This is a genomic window from Dolichospermum compactum NIES-806, assembly GCF_002368115.1.
GTDB lineage: Bacteria > Cyanobacteriota > Cyanobacteriia > Cyanobacteriales > Nostocaceae > Dolichospermum > Dolichospermum compactum.
On record NZ_AP018316.1, the window covers coordinates 5,121,705 to 5,144,240 of the forward strand.

Annotated in this window: 25 protein-coding genes and 1 pseudogene; 20 read left to right on the forward strand and 6 right to left on the reverse strand. The window is 39.5% G+C overall.

Going from position 1 to position 22,536, the window contains the following annotated elements; all coding sequences use genetic code 11:
* Window positions 1-64: 64 nt before the first annotated feature.
* A pseudogene (locus tag CA730_RS23745) lies at window positions 65-793 on the reverse strand (ABC transporter transmembrane domain-containing protein); the annotation flags it as partial.
* On the opposite strand from CA730_RS23745, the gene CA730_RS23750 reads away from it, so the two are divergent.
* Window positions 720-1,181, forward strand: coding sequence for a hypothetical protein (locus CA730_RS23750; protein ID WP_172891140.1), 462 nt, complete (start codon window positions 720-722; stop codon window positions 1,179-1,181). The pseudogene CA730_RS23745 and the gene CA730_RS23750 overlap by 74 nt on opposite strands.
* A 225-nt stretch (window positions 1,182-1,406) precedes the next feature.
* On the opposite strand, the gene CA730_RS23755 is transcribed toward CA730_RS23750, so the two are convergent.
* Complete coding sequence (locus tag CA730_RS23755) at window positions 1,407-2,024, reverse strand: CAP family protein (protein ID WP_096671098.1); 618 nt, start codon at window positions 2,022-2,024, stop codon at window positions 1,407-1,409.
* Window positions 2,025-2,135: 111 nt separating this feature from the next.
* On the opposite strand from CA730_RS23755, the gene CA730_RS23760 reads away from it, so the two are divergent.
* From CA730_RS23760 to CA730_RS23770, 3 genes are read left to right on the forward strand one after another with little or no spacing between them, the layout of a single operon-like run.
* Window positions 2,136-2,879 carry a sirohydrochlorin chelatase gene (locus tag CA730_RS23760; RefSeq protein WP_096671100.1) on the forward strand — a complete coding sequence of 248 codons (744 nt, stop codon included), beginning with the start codon at window positions 2,136-2,138 and terminating at the stop codon, window positions 2,877-2,879.
* Window positions 2,872-3,624 carry a uroporphyrinogen-III C-methyltransferase gene (cobA, locus tag CA730_RS23765; RefSeq protein WP_172891240.1) on the forward strand — a complete coding sequence of 251 codons (753 nt, stop codon included), beginning with the start codon at window positions 2,872-2,874 and terminating at the stop codon, window positions 3,622-3,624. The genes CA730_RS23760 and cobA overlap by 8 nt, the downstream gene beginning before the upstream one ends.
* Window positions 3,625-3,683: 59 nt before the next feature.
* Entirely contained in the window at window positions 3,684-3,959 is a 276-nt protein-coding gene (locus CA730_RS23770) for a hypothetical protein (protein ID WP_231939930.1), read from the forward strand.
* Between the two features lie 19 nt (window positions 3,960-3,978).
* Here CA730_RS23770 and CA730_RS23775 read toward each other — a convergent pair whose 3' ends face one another.
* Window positions 3,979-5,019, reverse strand: coding sequence for a response regulator (locus CA730_RS23775; RefSeq protein WP_096671770.1), 1,041 nt, complete (start codon window positions 5,017-5,019; stop codon window positions 3,979-3,981).
* A 326-nt stretch (window positions 5,020-5,345) separates the two neighbouring features.
* Here CA730_RS23775 and CA730_RS23780 point away from each other — a divergent pair, with 326 nt between their 5' ends.
* The 11 genes from CA730_RS23780 (at window position 5,346) to CA730_RS23830 (ending at window position 14,542) form a co-directional block, all read left to right on the forward strand.
* A complete protein-coding gene (locus tag CA730_RS23780) occupies window positions 5,346-6,281 on the forward strand; it encodes an RluA family pseudouridine synthase (protein ID WP_096671105.1) in 936 nt (311 codons plus the stop codon).
* A gap of 619 nt (window positions 6,282-6,900) precedes the next feature.
* A complete protein-coding gene (locus tag CA730_RS23785; RefSeq protein WP_096671108.1) occupies window positions 6,901-7,422 on the forward strand; it encodes a phycocyanin subunit beta in 522 nt (173 codons plus the stop codon).
* Window positions 7,423-7,525: 103 nt separating this feature from the next.
* Entirely contained in the window at window positions 7,526-8,014 is a 489-nt protein-coding gene (gene cpcA / locus CA730_RS23790) for a phycocyanin subunit alpha (protein ID WP_096671110.1), read from the forward strand.
* A 300-nt stretch (window positions 8,015-8,314) separates the two neighbouring features.
* Window positions 8,315-9,175 (forward strand): phycobilisome linker polypeptide, encoded by an 861-nt coding sequence (locus CA730_RS23795; protein ID WP_096671112.1) that lies wholly within the window; start codon window positions 8,315-8,317, stop codon window positions 9,173-9,175.
* 49 nt (window positions 9,176-9,224) lie between these two features.
* Complete coding sequence (locus CA730_RS23800) at window positions 9,225-9,464, forward strand: phycobilisome linker polypeptide (RefSeq protein WP_096671114.1); 240 nt, start codon at window positions 9,225-9,227, stop codon at window positions 9,462-9,464.
* A 15-nt stretch (window positions 9,465-9,479) separates the two neighbouring features.
* On the forward strand, window positions 9,480-10,334 hold the full coding sequence (locus CA730_RS23805; RefSeq protein ID WP_096671116.1) for a HEAT repeat domain-containing protein: 855 nt from the start codon (window positions 9,480-9,482) through the stop codon (window positions 10,332-10,334).
* A gap of 51 nt (window positions 10,335-10,385) precedes the next feature.
* Window positions 10,386-10,982 (forward strand): HEAT repeat domain-containing protein, encoded by a 597-nt coding sequence (locus tag CA730_RS23810; protein WP_096671118.1) that lies wholly within the window; start codon window positions 10,386-10,388, stop codon window positions 10,980-10,982.
* Window positions 10,983-11,022: 40 nt separating this feature from the next.
* Window positions 11,023-11,859, forward strand: coding sequence for a phycobilisome rod-core linker polypeptide (locus tag CA730_RS23815; RefSeq protein WP_096671120.1), 837 nt, complete (start codon window positions 11,023-11,025; stop codon window positions 11,857-11,859).
* 79 nt (window positions 11,860-11,938) lie between these two features.
* Complete coding sequence (locus CA730_RS23820) at window positions 11,939-12,682, forward strand: phycobilisome rod-core linker polypeptide (RefSeq protein ID WP_096671122.1); 744 nt, start codon at window positions 11,939-11,941, stop codon at window positions 12,680-12,682.
* A gap of 140 nt (window positions 12,683-12,822) precedes the next feature.
* Window positions 12,823-13,551, forward strand: coding sequence for a phycobilisome rod-core linker polypeptide (locus CA730_RS23825; RefSeq protein ID WP_096671124.1), 729 nt, complete (start codon window positions 12,823-12,825; stop codon window positions 13,549-13,551).
* A gap of 229 nt (window positions 13,552-13,780) precedes the next feature.
* Entirely contained in the window at window positions 13,781-14,542 is a 762-nt protein-coding gene (locus CA730_RS23830; RefSeq protein ID WP_096671126.1) for a phycobilisome rod-core linker polypeptide, read from the forward strand.
* 252 nt (window positions 14,543-14,794) lie between these two features.
* On the opposite strand, the gene CA730_RS23835 is transcribed toward CA730_RS23830, so the two are convergent.
* Both CA730_RS23835 and msrB read right to left on the reverse strand, forming a co-directional pair.
* Window positions 14,795-15,133: a hypothetical protein gene (locus tag CA730_RS23835; RefSeq protein ID WP_039200904.1), complete on the reverse strand. Its 339-nt coding sequence runs from the start codon at window positions 15,131-15,133 to the stop codon at window positions 14,795-14,797.
* A gap of 136 nt (window positions 15,134-15,269) precedes the next feature.
* A complete protein-coding gene (gene msrB, locus CA730_RS23840) occupies window positions 15,270-15,764 on the reverse strand; it encodes a peptide-methionine (R)-S-oxide reductase MsrB (RefSeq protein ID WP_096671128.1) in 495 nt (164 codons plus the stop codon).
* A 582-nt stretch (window positions 15,765-16,346) separates the two neighbouring features.
* On the opposite strand from msrB, the gene CA730_RS23845 reads away from it, so the two are divergent.
* Window positions 16,347-17,120: a class II glutamine amidotransferase gene (locus tag CA730_RS23845; protein WP_096671130.1), complete on the forward strand. Its 774-nt coding sequence runs from the start codon at window positions 16,347-16,349 to the stop codon at window positions 17,118-17,120.
* Between the two features lie 533 nt (window positions 17,121-17,653).
* On the opposite strand, the gene CA730_RS23850 is transcribed toward CA730_RS23845, so the two are convergent.
* Window positions 17,654-18,739 carry a sulfate ABC transporter substrate-binding protein gene (locus tag CA730_RS23850; RefSeq protein WP_096671132.1) on the reverse strand — a complete coding sequence of 362 codons (1,086 nt, stop codon included), beginning with the start codon at window positions 18,737-18,739 and terminating at the stop codon, window positions 17,654-17,656.
* A gap of 488 nt (window positions 18,740-19,227) precedes the next feature.
* Between CA730_RS23850 and CA730_RS23855 the strand changes: the two genes are divergently transcribed.
* From CA730_RS23855 to CA730_RS23870, 4 genes are read left to right on the forward strand one after another with little or no spacing between them, the layout of a single operon-like run.
* Entirely contained in the window at window positions 19,228-20,343 is a 1,116-nt protein-coding gene (locus tag CA730_RS23855) for a sulfate ABC transporter substrate-binding protein (RefSeq protein WP_096671772.1), read from the forward strand.
* Between the two features lie 53 nt (window positions 20,344-20,396).
* Window positions 20,397-21,266 carry a sulfate ABC transporter permease subunit CysT gene (gene cysT / locus CA730_RS23860; protein ID WP_096671134.1) on the forward strand — a complete coding sequence of 290 codons (870 nt, stop codon included), beginning with the start codon at window positions 20,397-20,399 and terminating at the stop codon, window positions 21,264-21,266.
* Entirely contained in the window at window positions 21,253-22,092 is an 840-nt protein-coding gene (gene cysW, locus CA730_RS23865; RefSeq protein ID WP_096671136.1) for a sulfate ABC transporter permease subunit CysW, read from the forward strand. The genes cysT and cysW overlap by 14 nt, the downstream gene beginning before the upstream one ends.
* A gap of 52 nt (window positions 22,093-22,144) precedes the next feature.
* Complete coding sequence (locus CA730_RS23870) at window positions 22,145-22,411, forward strand: NIL domain-containing protein (protein WP_096671138.1); 267 nt, start codon at window positions 22,145-22,147, stop codon at window positions 22,409-22,411.
* The last annotated feature ends 125 nt before the right edge of the window (window positions 22,412-22,536 follow it).

Sequence of the window (22,536 nt, forward strand, 5' to 3'; positions counted from 1 at the left end):
GATTTATGCAGTCTGACGCACCCTACAACAGATTTTTAGTGTGACACTTGCGTAAGTCCTAACTAATTAATGGCAAGTTATTAGAAATATTATCCATCGGCAACATTAAATAAGTAAATGTGAGAATATAACCGGATAAGGTTTCGGCATCAATGGCGAATAAATGTGGTAGAATGAAAAGGACAAAACCAATGGCAAAGAAAAATATGAGTTTACCCCAACTAGCAGTTGTCGCAAACAAAGTTAAACCTTGAACATTGTGATTTCTAAATCTACTGGCTGTGGCTTCTAAACGATTACTCAGGAAAAATTGACGGCGTTGATAGTGCAGTTTGAGTTCTTTGATGCCGGCTGTAATCGTGCTAAAATTATTAAATAAACTATCTTGATCTTCACGGGATAAAGCTAATAATTTTTCGCCTTTATCTAATAATAATTTACAACTAGCAATAGCGGCAATCATTAAAACCACTACCATGATAAATACTAACCAAGATAGCCAAGTTATATATAATAAACAGCCTAAAGCCATTGATATATCAATACATAAAAAGGGAATGACATAGACAGCATTTGCTACGGCTTGGACATCTTCTGTTAAAGTGGCTAATAAGCGAGGATTTCCTAATTGTTCTAAATGACTTAATTCCGAAGCTAATATTTGCCGACTTAACTGGATTCTTAATTGCAAAACGGCATTTTGGGATAAGCGAATTAACATGATTTGGGACATTACGCCGGTAATTAAGGCTACGGTGACTAAACCGACGAAACCCCAAGCTGTTGAACACAGATTAGGACATAGTAGTTTATTAGATTCTATCAATCGCCAAATTCGTTGGGCGCGTTGTATTCGTGTTTCTCGTCCTTGGGTTTATGCCGGCTTAATATTTACTTTTGGCACAGTTTCTAGTTTACTATTATTAATAACTAGCAGTGGTTCTACTCTCTCTTTGTTGGTGTTCTCCATAACTTTACTCATGCGCTTGATCATGGCTTGGGTAATAGGAATAAAAGTCCTTAATGATGCAGTTACTAAAAAATTCTTTTGGCTGATTCCTGTTGCGGATATAGTTAGATTTATAATTTGGTGTTGTGGATTTTTTGGTAATACTATTGAATGGCGAGGGACAAGATTTAAACTAGTTAAAAATGGTAAATTAGAAATAATCAAAAGTTAGAAATCAGCGGCGTTGCTAAACTGAAGTATAAAATTGAAAAATCAATGATTTCAAACTCTTACTCTCTACGCCTCTGCGTGAAACAAAATCATATTTTTAATCAGTTGTAGGGTGCGTCAGACGGCATAAATCTTGCAAATAAACAGATTTTTGATATCTGACGCACCTCACCAATGTGCTAAACCCTGACATAAATTGATTAGAAAACAGAAAAATGACTTTTCCCTACGGTTTTAGCACATTGCTAGGAAACTGCCCTTGCACGTTACCAGCGGGTACATAATGACAGACCACATAGAAAGCGTTGAATTTAGTCCCATTCATGGTTTTAGTGCCTCTTGCCGCACCACAACCTAATTGGGTGCTACTTTTCCACACAACCTGGGTAAAATGCCCGGTAGCCGAAGAGAACCCTGGACTATTATAGTTATAAGCTTTGACTTCATCGTACCATGACTTAACTGCTGTGTTAGCCAGGCTGTCTGAACTTATCGAAGGGGCTGTAGTGTAGTAAACATATAAGTTTTCCCCAGCATTGTTGCGCCGATTGTCTGCGCTGTGTTTAAATGATCCCTTGGCTGCTAGGTATTGCGCCCAGGTTTGAGCAGTGTTATTAGCAGAACTACTAATTGTCATACTAGGACTACGATGGATAGCTCGGTAGCCGTTGTGTTTAGACAAAGCATTGCTTCTAAAAGCATTCAAATCAATATTTGTTTGCGCTAAAGCAAGATCGCTACCAATGGGCATTAAATTTGCTACCTGAGAGGGAATAATTCCTGTTAGTCCGAGGGTTAACGCTGTACGTGTTGTTAAGGCAAAATATGAAAAAAGTTTATTCATAATTGTATCCTTCCTGTAACGAGAATGAATTTTGCACAAAGTCAGAATATAGAGCGAATTGTGATTTAATCTTTACAGTCCCCGTTGCGGCTTTTGTTTGATTTTCCTAATATGCAACTTACGAACATTACAGCTTATCTTTTAGTATCTCATGGGAGTCGTGATCCTCGTCCAGATATGGCTATGCAGCAATTAGCTGGAATGTTAAGAGAGATATTACCCCCAGGGGAGAATTTCGTAGAAGTTGCTACCCTGGAGGCAAATATCCAACCTTTACATTTGCAAATTCAAGATTTTGCTCATCGTGTTCAAGCTTTTGGCTGTAAAAGGGTGCAAATTATTCCCCTATTTTTGTTACCGGGATTTCATGTCATGACTGATATTCCCGCAGAAATCACCCTGGCAGAACAGGTGATAAATAAAGGCATGATCATAGAATTGCGCCCTTATATTGGTAGTTATCCTGGGTTGGAAAAGTTTTTTGCTAAAATGATGATGACAGTTAAAGCAGATGTAGCAATTATTTTAGCTCATGGTAGTCGCCGCGCTGATTCTCATACCTCTGTCGAAAGTATAGCAGCTAGTGTGGGCGCAGTTACAGCCTATTGGTCTGTCCCTCCCAGTTTAAAAGTCAGAGTACAAGAATTAATCGCTGCTGGTTATGGACGAATTGCGATTTTCCCCTATTTTTTATTTACAGGTGGGATAACTGATGCGATCGCACAAGCAGTAGAAACGCTAAAATTACAATTTCCATCAGTAAGTTTTCAACTCGCACAACCATTAGGAACAAGTCGAGAATTTGCTGATTTAATCGAGAATTTCATCACAGAAGAGGAAAAAGTTTTTGGGTAAAGTTTATTTAGTCGGTGCAGGTCCTGGAGATCCTGGACTCATGACTCTCAAAGGCAAAGGTTTATTAGCTTGTGCAGATGTGGTTATTTATGACGCTTTGGTGAGTCCAGAAGTGCTGGAAATGATCAATCCCCAAGCCGAACAAATCAACGCGGGTAAACGCATGGGTAGACATTCACTGTTACAAGAAGTCACCACCCAATTACTCATTGAAAAAGCTGAAAATCATGCCATAGTTGTCCGTCTCAAAGGTGGTGATCCTTTTATCTTCGGTCGTGGTGGGGAAGAAATGGCGGAATTAATAGCCGCAGGTATTCCCGTAGAAGTTGTCCCAGGAATTACATCAGGAATCGCCGCAGCGGCCTATGCTGGTATACCCTTAACCCATCGGCTTTATAGTTCTTCTGTCACTTTTGTAACTGGACATGAATCCGCTGGTAAGTATAAACCCCATGTAAATTGGCAAGCCATAGCGCACGGTTCAGAAACTATTGTAATTTATATGGGTATTCATAATTTACCCTACATTATTGAACAATTTACCCTAGCTGGATTGAGTTTAGATACACCCATTGCTTTAATTCGCTGGGGAACTCGGCCAGAACAGGAAGAATTAATTGGTGAATTGGGGACAATTGTCCAACAAGTGGAAGCAAAAGGATTTCTAGCACCAGCGATCGCCGTAATTGGTGCAGTCGTTAAGATGCACGATATATTATCTGGCAAAAAAAAGGAAATTAAATAAGTAATGAATTTTGTTTACCAAACTCAGTGGATTGAATTTGAATGGGATATAATGAAGAAATGAAATTGCAAGTGCATCCTCGTGTCACAGAAGTTCTTTCCATCAAAATACCCAAAGATACTTTAACATCACTAGAAGAAGTAGCTGTTAATAAAGATATGTCTATAGAAGCTTTGCTGAAATTTTATATTGGACAAGGGTTACGAGAAGATATATCGAAGTTATTCAATGAACGATTATTAAATACAACTGTGCAAGTTTTATCGCGTCATATTGAATCTCAGGAAGAAGTTTCCAAAATCATCCAAGAAATTAAATCTAAAACAATTAAATAAATGAGACATCTGGAAATTTTCACACAATATGATGAAAAATGATTTTCAGTAAATCCCCTTGAGAGAAAGGCTTTTCTAAATAACCATTAGCTCTCACAAACTTAGCTTTTGCTCTATCTCTTAATCCCATTCTTTCCGTCATGAAGATTACAGGAGTATTTTTATAATGGCTGTGTTTCCGTAATAAAGAACAGATTTCATAGCCATCTAAATTAGGCATTTCTACATTTAATAAAATAATATCTGGCTGTACACGCAAAATTTCCATTAAAGCTTGGGAAGAATCCATGAACTTCAGCACAGAAAATATTTGCTCATCTAAAAAATCTTCCACAGTATTTAATATACTATAATCATTATCCACACCCAAAATACTATATTTCTTCCGCTCCCTAACTGGGGAGTTTATCGACTGATGTATATGTGGTTGATAATCAACTTGCTCAGCATTGATTTTAGGTAATTGCTCCTGATATCTGCTACGTGAAGGGGATTGATCATGATTTGCAAAATTCAAGTTTTCCTGAACATCAACCTTAACCCCTGATTGACATTGTTCTACTAAAGTTCTTAAGTTCAAATGACAAAATTTAGGAAGATTATCTAAAAAAGTATGGGGAACAAATTCATAACTGCCATATTCTAAATCCAGCAATGATTCTAAAACCTCCAATGCTAATTGTTCAATCAGCAAAGCAGTTTGATGGTGACTAATATATTTTTGATTAACTAACCAACAAATTGCTAAATAATCTGGGTTGGGAATTGATTGATTTGCAATGTCTTTTTCAAAAATCATCCGCACCTGTTCATTAATTCCTAAAGGAAGAGTAGAAATTTGTTGACTCAATCTCTGTAAATTACGATAAAGAGGTTCAAACATTTCCTCGGAATAACCAGCGTAAATTAACTTACCCTGATCCATGTATATTGACCATGCACCCGACTCACTAAATACCTGTAAACAACCAGTAAAAGAATTATTAGTAATCTTTTTTAATAAGCTAATTGGTTGGATCTTTTGAAAAAATCTATATCTACTAATCGGAATTGTGTTCATATACTGAGATTGATCATTAAATTTTTCTCTCATGATCAGTTATAATTACTGGATTTTACAAAGGTTTTGAATTATAGCAATGACCAAGGCGTTTAGGACATCAATTAACTGTCAAACTCTTGCTACCAACTGGCTTTTCTTCTGACTCGGTGACTCGGTGACTCCTGACTCCTACAATATAATTCTTGAATTATTCTTTTTAGGTTAGTATATATTTTCTAGAGAAATAAAAAAGTATCTTAAACATAAGATGAAAAAATGAAGTACAGAGGTTCTCCTAGAACATTTTGAATCTCAATGTTTCTTAAAACACCCCATACTTAATCGTGTCTGCAATTAATAATATCCAAGTTAGCGAAAATAGCGATCGCCTAGATCGCTACTTATCCCAAGAGTTATCAGATTTATCACGTTCTCGCATCCAGCAGTTAATAGAACAGGGTCATGTTCAAATTAATGACAAGATTTGCACATCTAAAAAGATTAACCTGAAAACAGGCGATCGCATTACCCTGGAAATTCCCACCATTCAACCTTTAGAAGTAATCGCAGAAGATATTCTCCTAGACATCCTCTACGAAGACGACGAAATAATTATTCTCAACAAACCCGCAGGTTTAGTCGTCCACCCCGCACCCGGACATCCTGACGGAACGTTAGTTAATGCCATCTTGGCGCACTGTCCCAATTTACCAGGAATCGGTGGCGTGCAACGGCCAGGAATAGTCCATCGTTTAGACAAAGATACAACAGGAGCAATTGCGATCGCCAAAACAGACCTAGCTTACCAACACCTACAAGCGCAACTACAAGCAAAAACCGCCCGAAGAGAATATTTAGGCTTAATTTACGGTGTTCCCAAAACAGAAACCGGAATTATAGATTTACCCATTGGTCGCAACCCCCAAGACCGTAAAAAAATGGCTATTGTTTCTATAGAAGATGGTGGACGCAATGCTATCACTCATTGGCGTATAAAAGAACGCTTCGGCAACTACACCTTAATTCACTTCCAACTAGAAACAGGACGCACCCATCAAATTCGCGTTCATAGCGCCAAAATGGGTCATCCCATCGTCGGCGACCCCATTTATAGTTCAGGTCATTCCCTGGGTGTAAATTTGCCGGGACAAGCATTACACGCTTGGAAACTTCAGTTACAACATCCCATTTCTGGCGATTTAGTCGCAGTCACAGCACCCCTTCCCCGCAGCTTGACAACTTTATTGGAAGTCCTGCGCCGTCGTAGTGGTCTTTATTAAGAATTTATGAAAAAATAGCCATTTAGTCTCATTTTGTGAGTTTTACCTTTGGGAAAATTTATATCCCCCCAGGGGGGAAAAAAACGAAAATTTCCCAAATATTTAGAAATGTAAATTTAACATTCCTTAACAAAAATTATAAAACTCATATAGAAGCTAAAAAAAGTTTTGGTCTAGTTATATCAAGAGTTTACAGCAAAATTAAAACAATCTTTAACCGCCGAGTATTGCGATTTTTTGCAAAAAATATAAAGTTATGTAACGTAAATATAAGAATTTTCTCAGCTATACCCCTTATATAGGAAGGATTTGAGCCTTATCTTAAGCTATGATCTCATTTATTCATAATTTGTAACGAATAAAGACTCTATAGCATTGTATAAACATAAACTGTAGGGGTTAAACAACAGAGGAAAGTTGAAAAAAGCAGGCAATTCATCCAGTTTGCCACTTTCTCATAAAATTTTCCTTGACTCTCATAATTTTTGGTTTGTAAACTGTAAACTAGTAAATGAGAGAGCGAATTGAGAAACGCTTTGATTTGACTCCGTTGCGAACAAATCCAAATTAGTTTTAATTTAGACATCTCTCAACTAAGTAATTTAGGAGATTAGAGTCCATGACATTAGATGTATTTTCCAAGGTTGTTTCCCAAGCCGACGCTAGAGGGGAATTCCTCAGCACCGAACAACTAGATGCTTTAAGTGCAGTTGTAGCTTCCGGTAACAAGCGTTTAGATGCTGTTAACCGTATTACAAGCAACGCTTCCGCTATTGTTACCAACGCAGCTCGTTCTTTATTTGAAGAACAGCCTCAATTGATTGCTCCTGGTGGTAATGCTTACACCAACCGTCGGAACGCTGCTTGTCTACGCGATATGGAAATCATTTTACGCTATGTTACCTACGCCGCTATCGCTGGTGACGCTAGTGTTCTTGATGACCGTTGCTTAAACGGCTTGCGCGAAACATACCAAGCTTTGGGTACTCCTGGTAGCTCTGTAGCAGTTGGTGTTGGCAAAATGAAAGAAGCAGCGATCGCTATCGTTAACGATCCTAACGGTATCACCAAAGGTGATTGCAGTTCTTTGGTTTCTGAATTGGCAAGCTACTTCGACCGCGCTGCGGCTGCTGTTGCTTAATAATTCACTACAAATTGGCTCGAACCTGAATTGAGCTTTTCCCATAGTCTGCATGGCCTAGCCATACAAAAAAAGCAAGAAACTATCTAGGAGATTTTCACCAATGAAAACACCAATTACCGAAGCAATCGCATCTGCTGATACCCAAGGACGCTTTTTAAGCAATACCGAATTACAAGCAGTTAACGGTCGTCTAGTTCGTGCTGCTGCCAGCATGGAAGCCGCTCGTGGTTTAACAGCTAACGCTCAAAAATTGATTGACGGTGCTACCAGTGCTGTATACAGCAAATTCCCTTACACCACCTCTACACAAGGCAATCAATTCGCAGCTGATCCTCGCGGTAAAGCTAAGTGCGCCCGTGACGTTGGTCACTACCTCCGCATCATCACCTATAGCTTAGTTGCTGGTGGTACGGGTCCTTTGGATGAGTTCTTAATTGCTGGTTTAGCTGAAGTTAACGCTGCATTTGACTTGTCTCCTAGCTGGTATGTAGAAGCTTTGAAATCCATTAAAGCTAATCATGGTTTGAGCGGTCAAGCTGCTAACGAAGCTAACACCTACATTGATTACGCAATCAACGCTCTTAGCTAGATAGCTTCATGCCCGGAGAGGGATACAATTGTTAGATGGATTTACCCCTAAAGGGGTTCACCAGTCGTTCATGGGGAGTCACTGCGTAAGTTGGAAAATATTCCGACTGGGAATTGAGTGGCGTTAAGACCATACATGATCACTCTGGTTCACCTAGCAATTGGATCTAGCTCCGGGCATAGTTTTATGTACAAATAAAATAGGTCAAGAGGGAATAGGTAAATCCCACTGACCACTGATCCACTTGGGTGAAATACCAAGCTTTATTCAGCCAAAATTCGGCACAATAAAGGGAAAAATATGGCAATTACAACAGCAGCATCCAGACTGGGGACAGAGCCTTTTAGCGACGCACGCAGAGTTGAACTCCGCCCCAACGCCAGCCGAGAAGAAGTCGAATTGGTAATTCGTGCCGTTTATCGGCAAGTCTTAGGAAATGACTATATATTGGCATCAGATCGCTTAATCAGCGCAGAATCCTTGCTACGCGATCGCAATTTGAGCGTCCGTGAATTTGTTCGCAGCGTTGCTAAATCAGAACTCTACAAAGCTAAATTCTTCTACAACAGTTTTCAAACTCGGTTAATTGAACTCAACTATAAACATTTGTTGGGTCGCGCACCATACAATGAGTCGGAAGTAACTTACCACTTAGACTTATATATTAACCAAGGTTACGACGCGGAAATTGACTCCTACATTGATTCTGAAGAATATCAAAATAGCTTTGGGGAAAGCGTTGTTCCCTACTATCGCGGTTTTGATTTTCAAACAGGACAAAGTGCAGCCGGATTTACTCGGATGTTCCGTTTATACCGGGGTTATGCCAACAGCGATACTGCTCAAGTCGAAGGTGCTAAATCTCGTTTAGCGAGGGAATTAGCTAGTAATCAGACCTCATCAGTTGTTGGACCATCTGGCAGTAATGAAAACTGGGGTTTCCGTGTATCTGCGGACAACGCTCCTAAGCAAAACTTGGGTAATGCTGTAGGAGAATCAAATCGTACCTACCGAGTTGAAGTTACAGGCATCCGCAATCCAGGATACCCCAGCGTGCGCCGTAGTAGCACAGTATTTATTGTACCTTACGAGCGCCTCCTAGACAAAATGCAGCAAATTCATCGAGTTGGCGGCAAAATTGTCAGCGTAATTTCCACCTAAGATCCGGTGCTGTTCACCGACAAAACTCATCATAGGAGATATAGAAGTAATGTTCGGTCAAACCACACTTGGCGCTAGTAGCGTTTCCTCATCTGCAAGCCGCGTATTTCGTTACGAAGTTGTCGGCTTAAAGCAAAACGAAGAAAGCGACAAAAATAAATTCGACATTCGCCGCAGTGGTAGCGTGTTTATTACCGTACCCTACAGCCGGATGAATGAGGAAATGCAACGAATCAGCCGTTTAGGTGGCAGAATCGTCAAAATTGAAACTTTGACAGTAGTAGGATAAACATACGCCCTGGCAATGATAGAAACCAGTGGAGAAGAATATTCTGTAGAGAATGCACCAAATCTCACACCAGAGATAGCGATCGCCCAAGGCGTGCGGGACGCAATCGCTAACCTGCAATCATCAGATTTAAGTCTCCGCTATTATGCTGCTTGGTGGTTGGGTAAGTTCCGGGTCAGTCAGCTAGAAGCCATAGACGCACTTATTAGTGCGTTAGAGGATGAATCTGACAGAACCGAACTGGGTGGTTATCCCTTACGGCGTAATGCCGCGAGGGCACTTGGTAAATTGGGCAACTTAAAAGCTGTACCAGGTTTGATTAAGTGTTTAGAATGTAGTGATTTTTATGTCCGCGAAGCAGCAGCCCAATCTTTAGCTATGCTTCAGGATAAAACCGCATTACCAGCACTGATAAAACTGCTAGATGGGGGAGTTGACCAAGCCGTACAAGTACCTGGTTTTCCCCACCTTGCCCAGCCCTATACAGCAGTATTAGAAGCCTTAGGAGCTATGGGTGCAACTGAGGCTATTTCCCTTGTGCAGCCTTTTCTCAACCATTCTGTTCCTCGATTACAATGCTCCGCCGCGAGAGCCATGTACCAACTGACACAAGACTCTATTTATGGTGAGTTATTAGTGAAAACTTTGGCAACAGGTGATTTGAAAATGCGTCGCGTTGTGTTGGGGGATTTGGGGGCGATTGGGTATTTGGCAGCAGCAGATGCGATCGCCCAAGCGCAAGTGGAAAGTAGCTTTAAACTTATTGCTTTAAAAGGATTATTAGAGTATCAACTGCCAGAACAGTCTGATACTTTTGATATATCCGCACCAGCTATCCAAATCATGAATCTCATAGATTCACTCTTGTAGGGGCGGGGTTTCCCCCCCATAGGTGGGTTTCTTGCTACTGACAACAGAAAAATGGATGAACTAATTAGGGCTGTCACCGTAGCAGAAACACCTGAGCAAATGGTGACAGCAGTTAAAAATCTGGCAGCAGCCAAAGATCCATTGGCAATTCCTACCTTAATTGCCGTCTTTGGTTATAACAATCCAGCAGCGGCCATAGTGGCAGCAGCCGGGTTGACGGAGTTGGGAGAAATAGCAGTACCACAATTGCTAGACCAAATTGATGATTATAACTATGGCGCACGGGCTTATTCGATTCGTACAATAGCAGCGATCGCAGATCCCCGTGCTTTGGATATTCTCATCTCCACTGCATTGACTGACTTTGCCCCTAGCGTCCGCCGTGCTGCTGCGAAGGGATTAGGAAACATACATTGGCAGGAATTAGCACCTACTGAAGCTGAAATAGCCATTAACCGCGCCCTAGAGACACTTCTGCTGATTTGTGAAGATGCAGATTGGTCAATTCGTTATGCTGCTATTGTTGGGTTACAAGCTTTAGCAAAAGTGGCTATAGTGCAACCGCCTATTTCGGCTAAATTTCAATTAATGCTGACTAACGATACTGAAAAAGCCGTTCGCGCTCGCATTCAGTTGGCTTTAGCCTAGTAAACTGATTTATATACCATATAACAAGGTAAAAGTAAAGATGTCAATACCACTACTAGAATACGCGCCCAAATCGCAAAACCAGCGAGTAGAAGGTTATGAAGTTGCCAACGAAGACACCCCAACTATTTATCGCTTAGATCCAGCTACCTCAGACCAAGATATTGATAGCATCATCTGGGCTGCATATCGCCAAATTTTCAGCGAACATTTGATTTTAGCCAGCTACAAGCAAACCGCTTTAGAATCACAACTGCGAAATCGGGCGATTACCCTCCGTGATTTTATCCGAGGTTTAGGTAAATCAGAGGTTTACCGTACCCAAGTAGCAGATACAAATTCTAACTACCGCTTAGTTGACATCACCTTAAAACGTTTCTTAGGTCGGGCTGCTTACAACCAAGACGAAGAAATTGCTTGGTCAATCGTGATTGCTACCAAAGGGTTACACGGTTTTATAGATGCTCTATTAGAATCAGACGAATATTTAGACAACTTTGGTGATGATGTTGTCCCCTACCAACGTCGTCGCTTTGGCTCACGCCCGTTTAACCTCGCTAACCCCCGTTATGGTACTGACTGGCGTGATACTCAAAACCTGCGTGGTCTGGCTGGTCGTTCCTACTACAGTATCCGCACATCAGGACAACTAACTACAGCAGATATCCGTCGGGCAATTCCTGCCAACTTCTTCATTATGGCTGGGTCTATTATTACCAACGAGTGCAACTACCAACGCAGTTTGGCCACAGCCCAATCCTACGTTAGTAGCGGCGGTATTCCTGATACAAGCAGAGATCATCAAGAACAACCCACAGTTAAACCTGTAGCAGTTTCCCTACCTTATCGTTACATTCCTGGTAACGCTAAAAATTAGTCATTGGTCATTGGTCATTGGTCATTGGTCATTGGAAAATACTTATTCCCTGTTCCCTGTTCCCTAACAACTAACAAACATGACAATACCTTTACTAGAATACAAACCCAGTTCTCAAAACCAGCGTGTTTCTGGTTATGAAGTTCCCAACGAAGATACACCCAAAATTTACCGAATCGAAGACTACGGCTTTGGTGGAGAAGTAGAAGAACTAATTTGGGCGGCTTATCGGCAACTTTTTAGTGAACACGTCATCCTCAAATTTTACCGCCAAGTTCATTTAGAATCCCAAGTTAAAAACAAAGCCATTACTGTCCGTGATTTTATTCGGGGTTTAGCCAAATCTGAAGCTTTCCAAAGTTTGGTAATTCAGAGTAACTCCAACTACAGATTAATAGAAATTGGACTAAAACGGTTATTAGGTCGCGCCCCTTATAACAAAGAAGAAGAAATCGCTTGGTCAATTGTGATTGCTACCAAAGGTTGGGGCGGTTTTGTGGATGCTTTACTAGATTCCGAAGAATATCAAAACAACTTTGGGGAAAATATCGTTCCTTACCAAAGACGACGTTATAAAGATAGACCCTTTAATTTAGTAACACCAAGATACAGCGACTACTGGCGCGACCAAATCGAGGATGCTCGTTACAAATGGGGCGACATCAAAAACTTTTTGGATATGGCAAATTCCATTAAGATTAAAACAGTGCCTCACACACCAGTTAGCACTGCCAACATCCAAATTCCTAACACTACCAGAGAAACCAAATCAACAGGTATTCCTGTTTCTATTAGTCCTAGTGCTAGTTTTCCCGTGCGCTAAATAGTTTTTTAACTAGCTGGGAAATTTCGGTGATAAAAGTGATAAAGTTTGCATTTTTTTAAGGATTTTAATTTTAGTTATTTTGCTAAGTATGACGACATTTTAAGATGCCAACTTTACTAAAAGGCAGGTTCTTTAAAATGGCAATTCCTTTACTTGAATACAAACCTACAACTCAAAACCAAAGAGTAAACAGCTTCGGTACGGCAGATATTAACGAAGACAATCCTTATATCTACCGAATTGAAAATGCTAATTCTTCCGGCGAAGTTGAACAACTAATTTGGGCTGCTTATCGCCAAATCTTCAACGAACAGGAGATTCTCAAATTTAACCGTCAAATTACCCTAGAAACCCAACTCAAAAATAGGTCAATTACGGTTAAAGACTTCATTCGTGGTTTGGTGAAATCAGAGCGATTTTATCAGCTAGTTGTGACACCTAATAACAACTATCGGTTGGTAGAAATGGTTCTGAAAAGAATTTTGGGTCGTTCTCCTTATAATGAGCAAGAAAAAATTGCTTGGTCAATTCAAATTGCTACTTTAGGTTGGGGAAAATTTGTAGATATTCTGATTGATAGTAGCGAGTATGAACAAGCCTTTGGTGAGTATACCGTACCCTATCAACGCAAACGAATGACCACAGACCGACCAATCAGCTTTACTCCCCGCTATGGTGCTGATTATCGTGACCGGGCAGGTATTGTCCAAAAATGGCCGTATATTCGTCAATGGCGTGGAGGTTTCTACCCAGGCTCTGGGCAAAATGTTGATTTGGGGGCATTGTCTGCTGTATTACTGGTAATAACCGCAGGCATCACTTTCTTGTTGATTCTCAATTGGTTAGGAATTAGTGATATCTACTAGCCTTTTAAGGGGAAAATAAGTAAGTAACCCCGCCTCAGAATGAATTCTGAGTCTAATAGCAAAAGTCGTCTAAAGACGACTGAAAAAAAGTTTATAGTCCGTTTTAACGGACTTTAGTTATTAGCCCTGATAGCGAAGCGTGGCGTAAGCCATACTTCAGTTCTGGGCGGGGTATGTCTAAAACGAAATCTTTCTTTGTTTAATTTGATAATAAAAGGAGAAAAATAATATGGCATTGCCATTACTTCAATACAATCCAAGTAGTCAAAATCACCGAGTGGACAGCTTTGGCGTTGCTGACCAAAATGAAGATACACCTTATATCTATCGGATTGAAGATGTTAGTTCTTACACTGACATGACAAACATCATTTGGGCTGCTTATCGCCAAGTTTTCAGCGAACATGAAATTCTCAAGTTTAACCGTCAAGGGACTTTAGAATCTCAACTCAAAAACGGTTCTTTGTCAGTTCGTGATTTCATTCGCGGTTTAGCTAAATCTGAAGCTTTCTATCGTTTGGTTGTTTCTGTTAACAACAACTACCGTTTAGTAGACATCACCCTCAAACGTTTGTTGGGTCGTTGTGCTTACAATAAAAAGGAAGAAATTGCTTGGTCAATTGTGATTTGTAACAAGGGCTTTGGCGGTTTCGTTGATGCTTTATTAGACAGCGAAGAGTATACCCAAAACTTTGGTGATAATACCGTACCTTACCAACGCAAGCGGTTTGTAGATCGTCCTTTTAACTTGGTAACTCCTCGTTACGGTGCGGACTTCCAAGAAACAGCCGGTACAGTCAAAACCGACTGGCGCTTTACTTTGGAGAATTTCTATACTGCTAAAGCTAAAGCCAAGCGTTTGAAAGCAGGTGATCCTGGCAACTTTGAAGCTATGGCGGCTTCTGTCTCTGATAAAGGTAACTATGCTCAAAAGCTATCTTCTTTTGATATTGATTACCTGAATGCTGTTCCTTACCGTGGCAAACGCTAGTACGGACTAGGCGGAATTAAAAATTAATAATTAAAAATTAAAAAGGCGGATATTACCAGCTTTTTAGTTATTTTTAATAGTTAGTTAACTTCCGCTGTTGTGTACTAAGTTGACCCAAAAATTTTTACTTTATAGGGTGCGTTAGGAAGATAATTCTTGACGCACTCTTAATTTTTTGTGCTGTTGCTCATGGTTTTTGTAAATAGGAGTTTTTTGCCTATTCTATGGAGATGTACCTTGAGGTAAAATCTCCTATAACTCAATTAACTTAAAGCCCCAAATTTTCAAAACTGCGATCGCTATTTCTGGATCTATACCATCATAGGCTTCCCATTCAGACTGGGGATCTTTAGGATGCCCTTCACCTACGTAACCTGCAATTTTAATGATGGGAATATTCACTAAGTAATCACGTTCCATACCTTTAGGGAGAGCTAATTTAATTCTGCGACCCACAAACTTAGATGCACTAGATTCAGCTACAGATTCCCGAACTAAACAAATATCACCAGCAGTTCCCCAAGTAGTTTGGTAAATGTGGAGAAACGATATATAACTTTCTGGTTTGATGGATCTTTTGAGAACTTGCATTATCTAATCCTTATCCTTGTTTTCGACAATTTTATGTAAACTCTACCTGCTATATTCCAATTTCCTGCTTTTGACAGAATAAAACAAGGGGTTTGCACCCCTTGAGAGAGTTTAAAAAGTGAACCGTATTAGTGATCTACGCGGGTGTAAACTGCAAAGATACACCGTTCATACAGTAACGGAGACCAGTTGGTTTGGGTCCATCATTAAAAACATGGCCTAAATGTCCACCACAATTACTACAATGGACTTCAGTTCGGGTCATGAAAAATGTTCTATCTGTAGTAGTAGCGATCGCCCCCTCTATGGGTTTAAAAAAGCTTGGCCAGCCAGTACCACTATTAAACTTAGTATCAGCAGTAAACAAAGCTTGTCCACACCCAGCGCAGACATAAGTACCAGGTTCATATTGCTTATCCAGGGGACTGGTATGGGAGGGTTCTGTACCATGTTTCCGCAATACCCGAAACTGTTCTGGTGTGAGGATACTCTTCCACTCTTCCTCTGTTTTTGTCACTGCAAACTCTGTATTAGAAAGTGCCATAGATTCTGAACTCCAATTGATATAATGGGAAAAAAAGGCTGTACCGACTAATAGGGTACTGATTTGTAAAAAATGGCGTTTGTCCATAATCTATTATTTGCTATTTTTCTCTTCCTGAGCTAACTCCACACGATTGATAAATTCTCTGGCGAGAAATTGATGAAAATCACCTCAAAACATCTTGCTCCCTTGAGAAGGATATGTAATAATTCTAAAATAAATTTAAATATACGGTATCTTTATCGGATTGTCGGTGTTTATTAGAAATCCAATAATTAGAGACTTAACAGCCAAGAATATTCAAAATTGACCTGAAAGTGATATATATATGTCTTTTTTTGTTAAATCATGTACCTGATTCAATTGCATATTGCTATATTACAATTCTGGTACTGGTGAATAAGTATGGAATTGGCAAATTAGACTTTGAGAACATTGCGACTTTGCGCGAGGTATATTCATATATAGTGTTGCTGAGTAAAAGTATGATTTTATTTCACGCAGAGACGCTCCAGGCGCAGAGAGTAAGAGTTTGAGAGATGGAATTTTCGACTTTCATACCCCAATGCACCAACGCCTCATATATTTGCTAATTAAATGTACAAATTGCACCTATCCCATCACAATTAATCAGTTACTCTGGAGTTGATCTTTACAACTACAACACTAATGTGCCAACTATTAGGAATGAACTGCAACGTACCCACAGACATTTGCTTTTCCTTTGAAGGTTTTTCTGCCAGAGGAGGAAAAACAGATGAACATAGCGACGGTTGGGGAATTGCCTTTTTTGAAGGTAAAGGATGTAGGATTTTTTTAGACGCTGAAGCTTCTATAGCGTCACCAATTGCCGATTTTATCCGTCAGTATCCCATTCATTCTACTCATGTGATAGCTCATATCCGCAAAGCCACTCAAGGTAAAATAGCCTTAGAAAACTGTCATCCTTTCCGTCGGGAACTTTGGGGTAGATATTGGGTATTTGCTCATAATGGTAATTTACCAGATTTTAACCCAGAAAATCATGGGGCTTTTCAACCTGTGGGTGCTACTGACAGCGAAAAAGCATTTTGCCTAATTCTTAATACTTTGCGATCGCATTTTCCCCAAGGACAACCACCATTAAAGGAACTCTACCAGACATTACATAAAATCACCAAAGAGATAGCAATTCTTGGATCTTTCAACTATATATTATCAAATGGTCAGCATTTTTTCACCTATTGCTCAACCAAACTTTGCTACATTATTAGACAAGCACCCTTTGCTGCGGCGCATTTAATTGATGAAGAGATGACTGTAGATTTTAGCGAATTGACTACACCAAGCGATCGCGTTGCTGTCATCGTCACCACACCCCTAACCGATAACGAAGTTTGGACACAAATTCAACCGGGCGAACTCCTAATATTTCAGGATGGATTACCCCTGAAACTTGCATGATTTTTGACAACTATTTTATTAATAAGACAAAGCAAAATTCGGGAACTACTCGGTTCTAGAACTCGTTGGTAAATACTTATTTAATATCGTAAATATCTGCTCTTTTTTTATAGGCTTATTAATAAAATCAGTTGCCCCAAATACCTTGACCCGAACTCGATCAAAGACTCCATCGCTACCACTTCCTCTAACATACCTCTAAGATACAAGGTTGGGTTGTGGAACGTAAACGTTCGCCAAGCAATCGGAACGAAACCCAACATTATCAAGGATTTTGTTGGGTTTCGCTATCGCTCAACCCAACCTACATTTCCTTAACCGACAAGTATTGCCATCGCTACTCGTTAATATGGACTTTCAATTCAGAAAAAATACCCAAAAATTTCTTGTGGTGCGGGCATCTTCAGTACTAATCATCAAGAATGAGCAAGGATACCCATCCCACAAAATTGGATAATTTATTTTTTGATGTTCCCTTAATGCCAATATTTGCTGAAATATTCTAGGCTAGAGGTAGTTCATTACTGCTATATTTAGCGTCTTCCACTTTGGATTTTGTCGAAGATAGCACCATCGTCAAAGAACTTCTTCTGTACACCATTCCAACCTCCCAAACTATCCACAGTGTAGAGTCGGGCAATCTTGGGGAATTTACTTTGTACTTCTTTGGCTACAGTAGCGTTAACTGGCCGAAAACCAACTTTAGCAAACTCACGTTGTGCTTCTGGAGTGAAAAGGAACTTGACAAAAGCTTCAGCCACTTCACGATTTCCGTGCTTATCAACATTTTTATCCACAACTGCGACAGGTCCTTCTATAGAAATATTGACTGGAGGAACTTCGTAAGAAATATCTGTTTTTCCTTGCTGTGCAGCTAGAATGACTTCATTTTCATAGTTTAGTAATACGTCACCCTGACCTTTTTTGTAAAAAGCATCACTTGATTCTCGTGCATCTTTGGGTAATACAATTACATTCTTAAACACATCAGTGACAAATTTCAAAGCCTGGGATTCATTGCCGCCATTCTTCACCAAAGCACCCCACAAAGCTAGGAAATTCCATCTAGCACCACCCGATGTTTTAGGATTTGCGGTAACAATCTTCACACCAGGTTTTGTTAAATCTGTCCAAGTCTTGATCTTTTTCGGATTACCAGCACGAGTTTCCAGCGCAACTACTGAACGGGTAACAATTGAATTATTCGGAGCTTCCTTCTCCCAACCTGGTTTAATCAAACCGGCTTGTTCGATTTTTTTTGTATCTAATGCTAGTGCTAAAGCTACCACGTCTGCTGGTAGACCATCAATAATAGCGCGGGTTTGAGAACCAGAACCGCCGTAACTTTCCCGAATTACAACATCTTGGCCTTTTTCTCTCTTCCATTTCGCTACAAACTGGGGAATGATTTTGGAGTAAGCAGCCTTAGTCACTGCGTAACTAGCCAGGGTAATTTCAACTTTTTTACCGCTTTGACTCATGAGTTGCGTTTTTTGGGCTGTACCTGCAAATACAGGAATAATATTGCTTATACTTACACCAACGGCTAGGAATAAAGCAGGAAATAACGGCTTTGTTCTGGACAATAATTTTGAAGTGTTTAAAGAATTATCTGTCATGGGATGTCCTTAAATTGGCTTAAATATAATCTACGATATCTTAATCGAGATACCGTACTTAACCTATCGAAAAAGAGCTTACCAGATGTAATAAATAAAATCAATAGTTTTTGCACTTAAAAACAACTATTTTACTATCGAGTATTGTATGTATTTAATATTGCAGTTATTTTTTAATGCTTGATTACCTAAAAAGCCAATATGGCAAGGCTTGGAATAAATTAAAGCTATTTTAATAGCAAGTATTTGATTTAAATATATGTATTAAAAATAACTATTTTTAAAATATTTGTATTTTGCAACCTCTATAAAGACAATTGAAAATTGATACTTCTTTATTAGAGGAGTTGTAATTTGTCCTGAAACTGGTAAAATCACCATATTCCCTATCGTCAATATGCTGTTTAAAACAGCATTGACAATTATGCTTTATAGCACAAGTGCAAGCTGAGGAATTAATTATCCGTATTTTTACAGGAGGAAAAATAATGAATTTGTGGCAACAATTACTGAAAAAATTACAACTGAGGTTTAACCCCAATTCTCTCAAAGGCTTTGTATCACTCTTCTTAGCAGGCACAGTATTGAGTGTATCTCTTGCTGCTTGTTCTGGGACAAATACCAGTAATTCTTCATCTAATGCAACCAATGATACGGATAAAAAACAGAATGTAGAACTAACCCTTGTCTCATTTGCTGTGACTAAAGCTGCTCACGCTGCCATTATTCCCAAATTTGTGGAAAAATGGCAAAAGGAACATAACCAAACTGTAGTTTTCAAACAAAGCTATGGCGGTTCTGGTTCACAAACTCGTGCTGTAGTTGATGGTTTAGAAGCAGATGTTGTTCATCTAGCACTAGCTCTAGATACGCAAAAAATTGAAAAAGCGGGATTGATTCAAGCTGGGTGGGAGAAAAAATTTCCTAATAATGGTATTGTTTCTAAATCTGTCGCCGCTTTAGTGACTCGTGAAGGCAACCCTAAAGGTATTAAAACTTGGGCTGATTTAGCTAAAGATAATGTTAAACTAATTACCGCAGATCCTAAAACTTCTGGGGTAGCGCGGTGGAATTTTCTCGCACTTTGGAATTCGGTCATTAAAACTGGTGGAGATGAAGCTAAAGCGACAGAGTTTGTCACTAAAGTTTATAAAAATGTCCCTGTATTAACTAAAGATGCTCGTGAAGCTACAGACGCATTTTTTAAACAAGGTCAAGGTGATGCTTTAGTAAACTATGAAAACGAAATTGTTTTAGCCGGAGATAAGGGTGAAAAAACAAATTATGTTCTTCCTGATGTAAATATCTCCATTGATAATCCTATTGCTGTTGTGGATAAAAATGTTGATAAACATGGTAATCGGGAGGTGGTGGAAGCTTTTGTGAAATACTTATTTACTCCCGAAGCACAACAGGAATTTGCGAAAGTAGGATTTCGCCCTGTTGATGAAACAGTAGCTAAGAGTAAAGAATTTGCTGACAAATATCCCCAAATCAAAACTTTAGGTACAGTTGAAGAATTAGGTGGTTGGGATGCTGTTCAGAAAAAGTTCTTTGATGATGGGGCAATTTTTGACCAAATTCAAGCTAAGAATAAGCGGTAATGGGTGATTGTTAGAGAATAACTGACAACTGACAACTAATAACTGATTAAATTATGGCTGTATCTTCTTCTGTACAAACTAATATTAAACCTCCAGTTTGGAAGGTGTTTCTAGATAATTTGATTCATCTTCCTTGGACTTGGCGGATTACTTTGGGATATCTAACTGTAATGTTATTTATTCCGATTATGGCGATGTTTCTCAAAGCTAGTACAGAACCCCCTGCTAAGTTTTGGGAAATTGCGACTAGTGAGTTAGCATTAGCAACCTATAATGTTACCTTTGTTACGTCTTTATTTGCGGCTTTGCTCAATGGCGTATTTGGGACTTTGATTGCTTGGGTATTGGTGCGTTATGATTTTCCTCTTAAACGAATTATTGATGCGACTGTAGATTTACCGTTTGCTTTGCCAACTTCTGTCGCAGGTTTAACACTGGCAACAGTTTACAGTGATAATGGATGGCTGGGTTCATTGTTAGCACCAATGGGGATTAAAGTATCCTTTACTCGGTTGGGAGTTGGAGTAGCAATGATATTTATATCTTTACCTTTTGTGGTGAGAACTGTGCAACCGGTACTGCAAGAAATGGAATCAGAAATTGAAGAAGCTGCTTGGAGTTTGGGTGCTTCCGAATGGCAAACTTTTTGGAAAGTGATTTTACCGCCTTTATTTCCGACAATTTTAACTGGTGTGGCTTTGGGTTTTTCCCGCGCTGTGGGAGAGTATGGTTCAACAGTAATTATTTCTTCTAATACACCGTATAAAGATTTGATTGCACCTGTGTTAATTTTCCAGCGGTTGGAACAATATGACTATTCCGGCGCAACTGTAATTGGTGTGGTTTTATTAGGAATTTCTTTGGTGATGTTGTTAGCAATTAATTTCTTACAAGCTTGGGCAAGAAGATATGACAATAGATAAAGTTAAAAGACAAAAAAAACAAAGTTGGGTGCCAGCGGTTTTAATTGGCGTGGCAATTTCCTACCTATTTCTGGTTCAATATATTCCAGCTATTAATGTTTTTTTTGAAGCTTTCAAAAAGGGATCTGGACCATTTTTATCCAACCTGGCAAAACCGGAATTTCTCCATGCAGCTTGGTTAACTCTATTACTAGCTGCGATTTCTATCCCTGTGAATGCCGTATTTGGATTATGTGCGGCTTGGGCGATCGCTCGACATAAATTCCCTGGACGCGCTATAGTTCTCAGTATCATTGATTTACCATTTTCCATCTCCCCAGTCGTCGCCGGGTTAATGATAGTCCTACTATACGGCAGACAGGGCTGGTTTGGTCCTTGGCTACAAGCACATAATATCCAAATCATCTTTGCTTTTCCAGGAATGGTAATGGCTACCGCCTTTGTGAGTATGCCTTTTGTCGCCAGAGAAGTAATTCCTATCTTAGAAGAATTTGGCAAAGATCAAGAAGAAGCCGCCAGAACATTAGGTGCAAACGATTGGCAAACTTTCTGGCGAGTAACTTTACCGAGTATTCGCTGGGGTTTACTCTACGGTTTAATCTTAACAAATGCCAGAGCAATGGGTGAATTTGGCGCAGTCTCTGTCGTATCTGGTAACATTGCTAATACAACCCAGAGTTTACCCTTATTCGTGGAAGATGCTTACAAACAATATGAAACTGAAGCTGCTTTTTCTGCGGCTGTATTGTTAGCATTCCTCGCAGTAATCACCTTGATACTCAAGGAAATTCTAGAACGCAAAACCCAAATTAAAGAAGTTGAATAAGGGGTAATGGGTAATTTTTAGACAGATATAAAATTACATCTTAGGAGTTGTTATGAGCAGTGAAAATACCCTGATAAACAAGCGAATTCGCATCAGAATCACTCAAGATCATCATCAAGAACCTGTCATTTCTCGCCTAGTTTCCGAATACGGCTTAACAGTAAATATCAAAGCTGCAATTCTCGGACAAAATGCTGTAGGTGATGGTTGGTTTGACTTAGATATCCAAGGAACAGAAACACAAATTGAAAATGGGTTAACCTATTTACGGGAATTAAACTTGCAAATCTGGGACGAAAACAGCATTAGTGATTGGTAAAAAAATTGCCAGCCAGATTAAGCAATATATCCAACCAATCAGGGCTATTTCATTCTTATTTAGCAGTTGATATTCCGTTAAATCGGAATTGATTTGTTAGCCCTGTTCGTGTAGGTTTTCCGTAA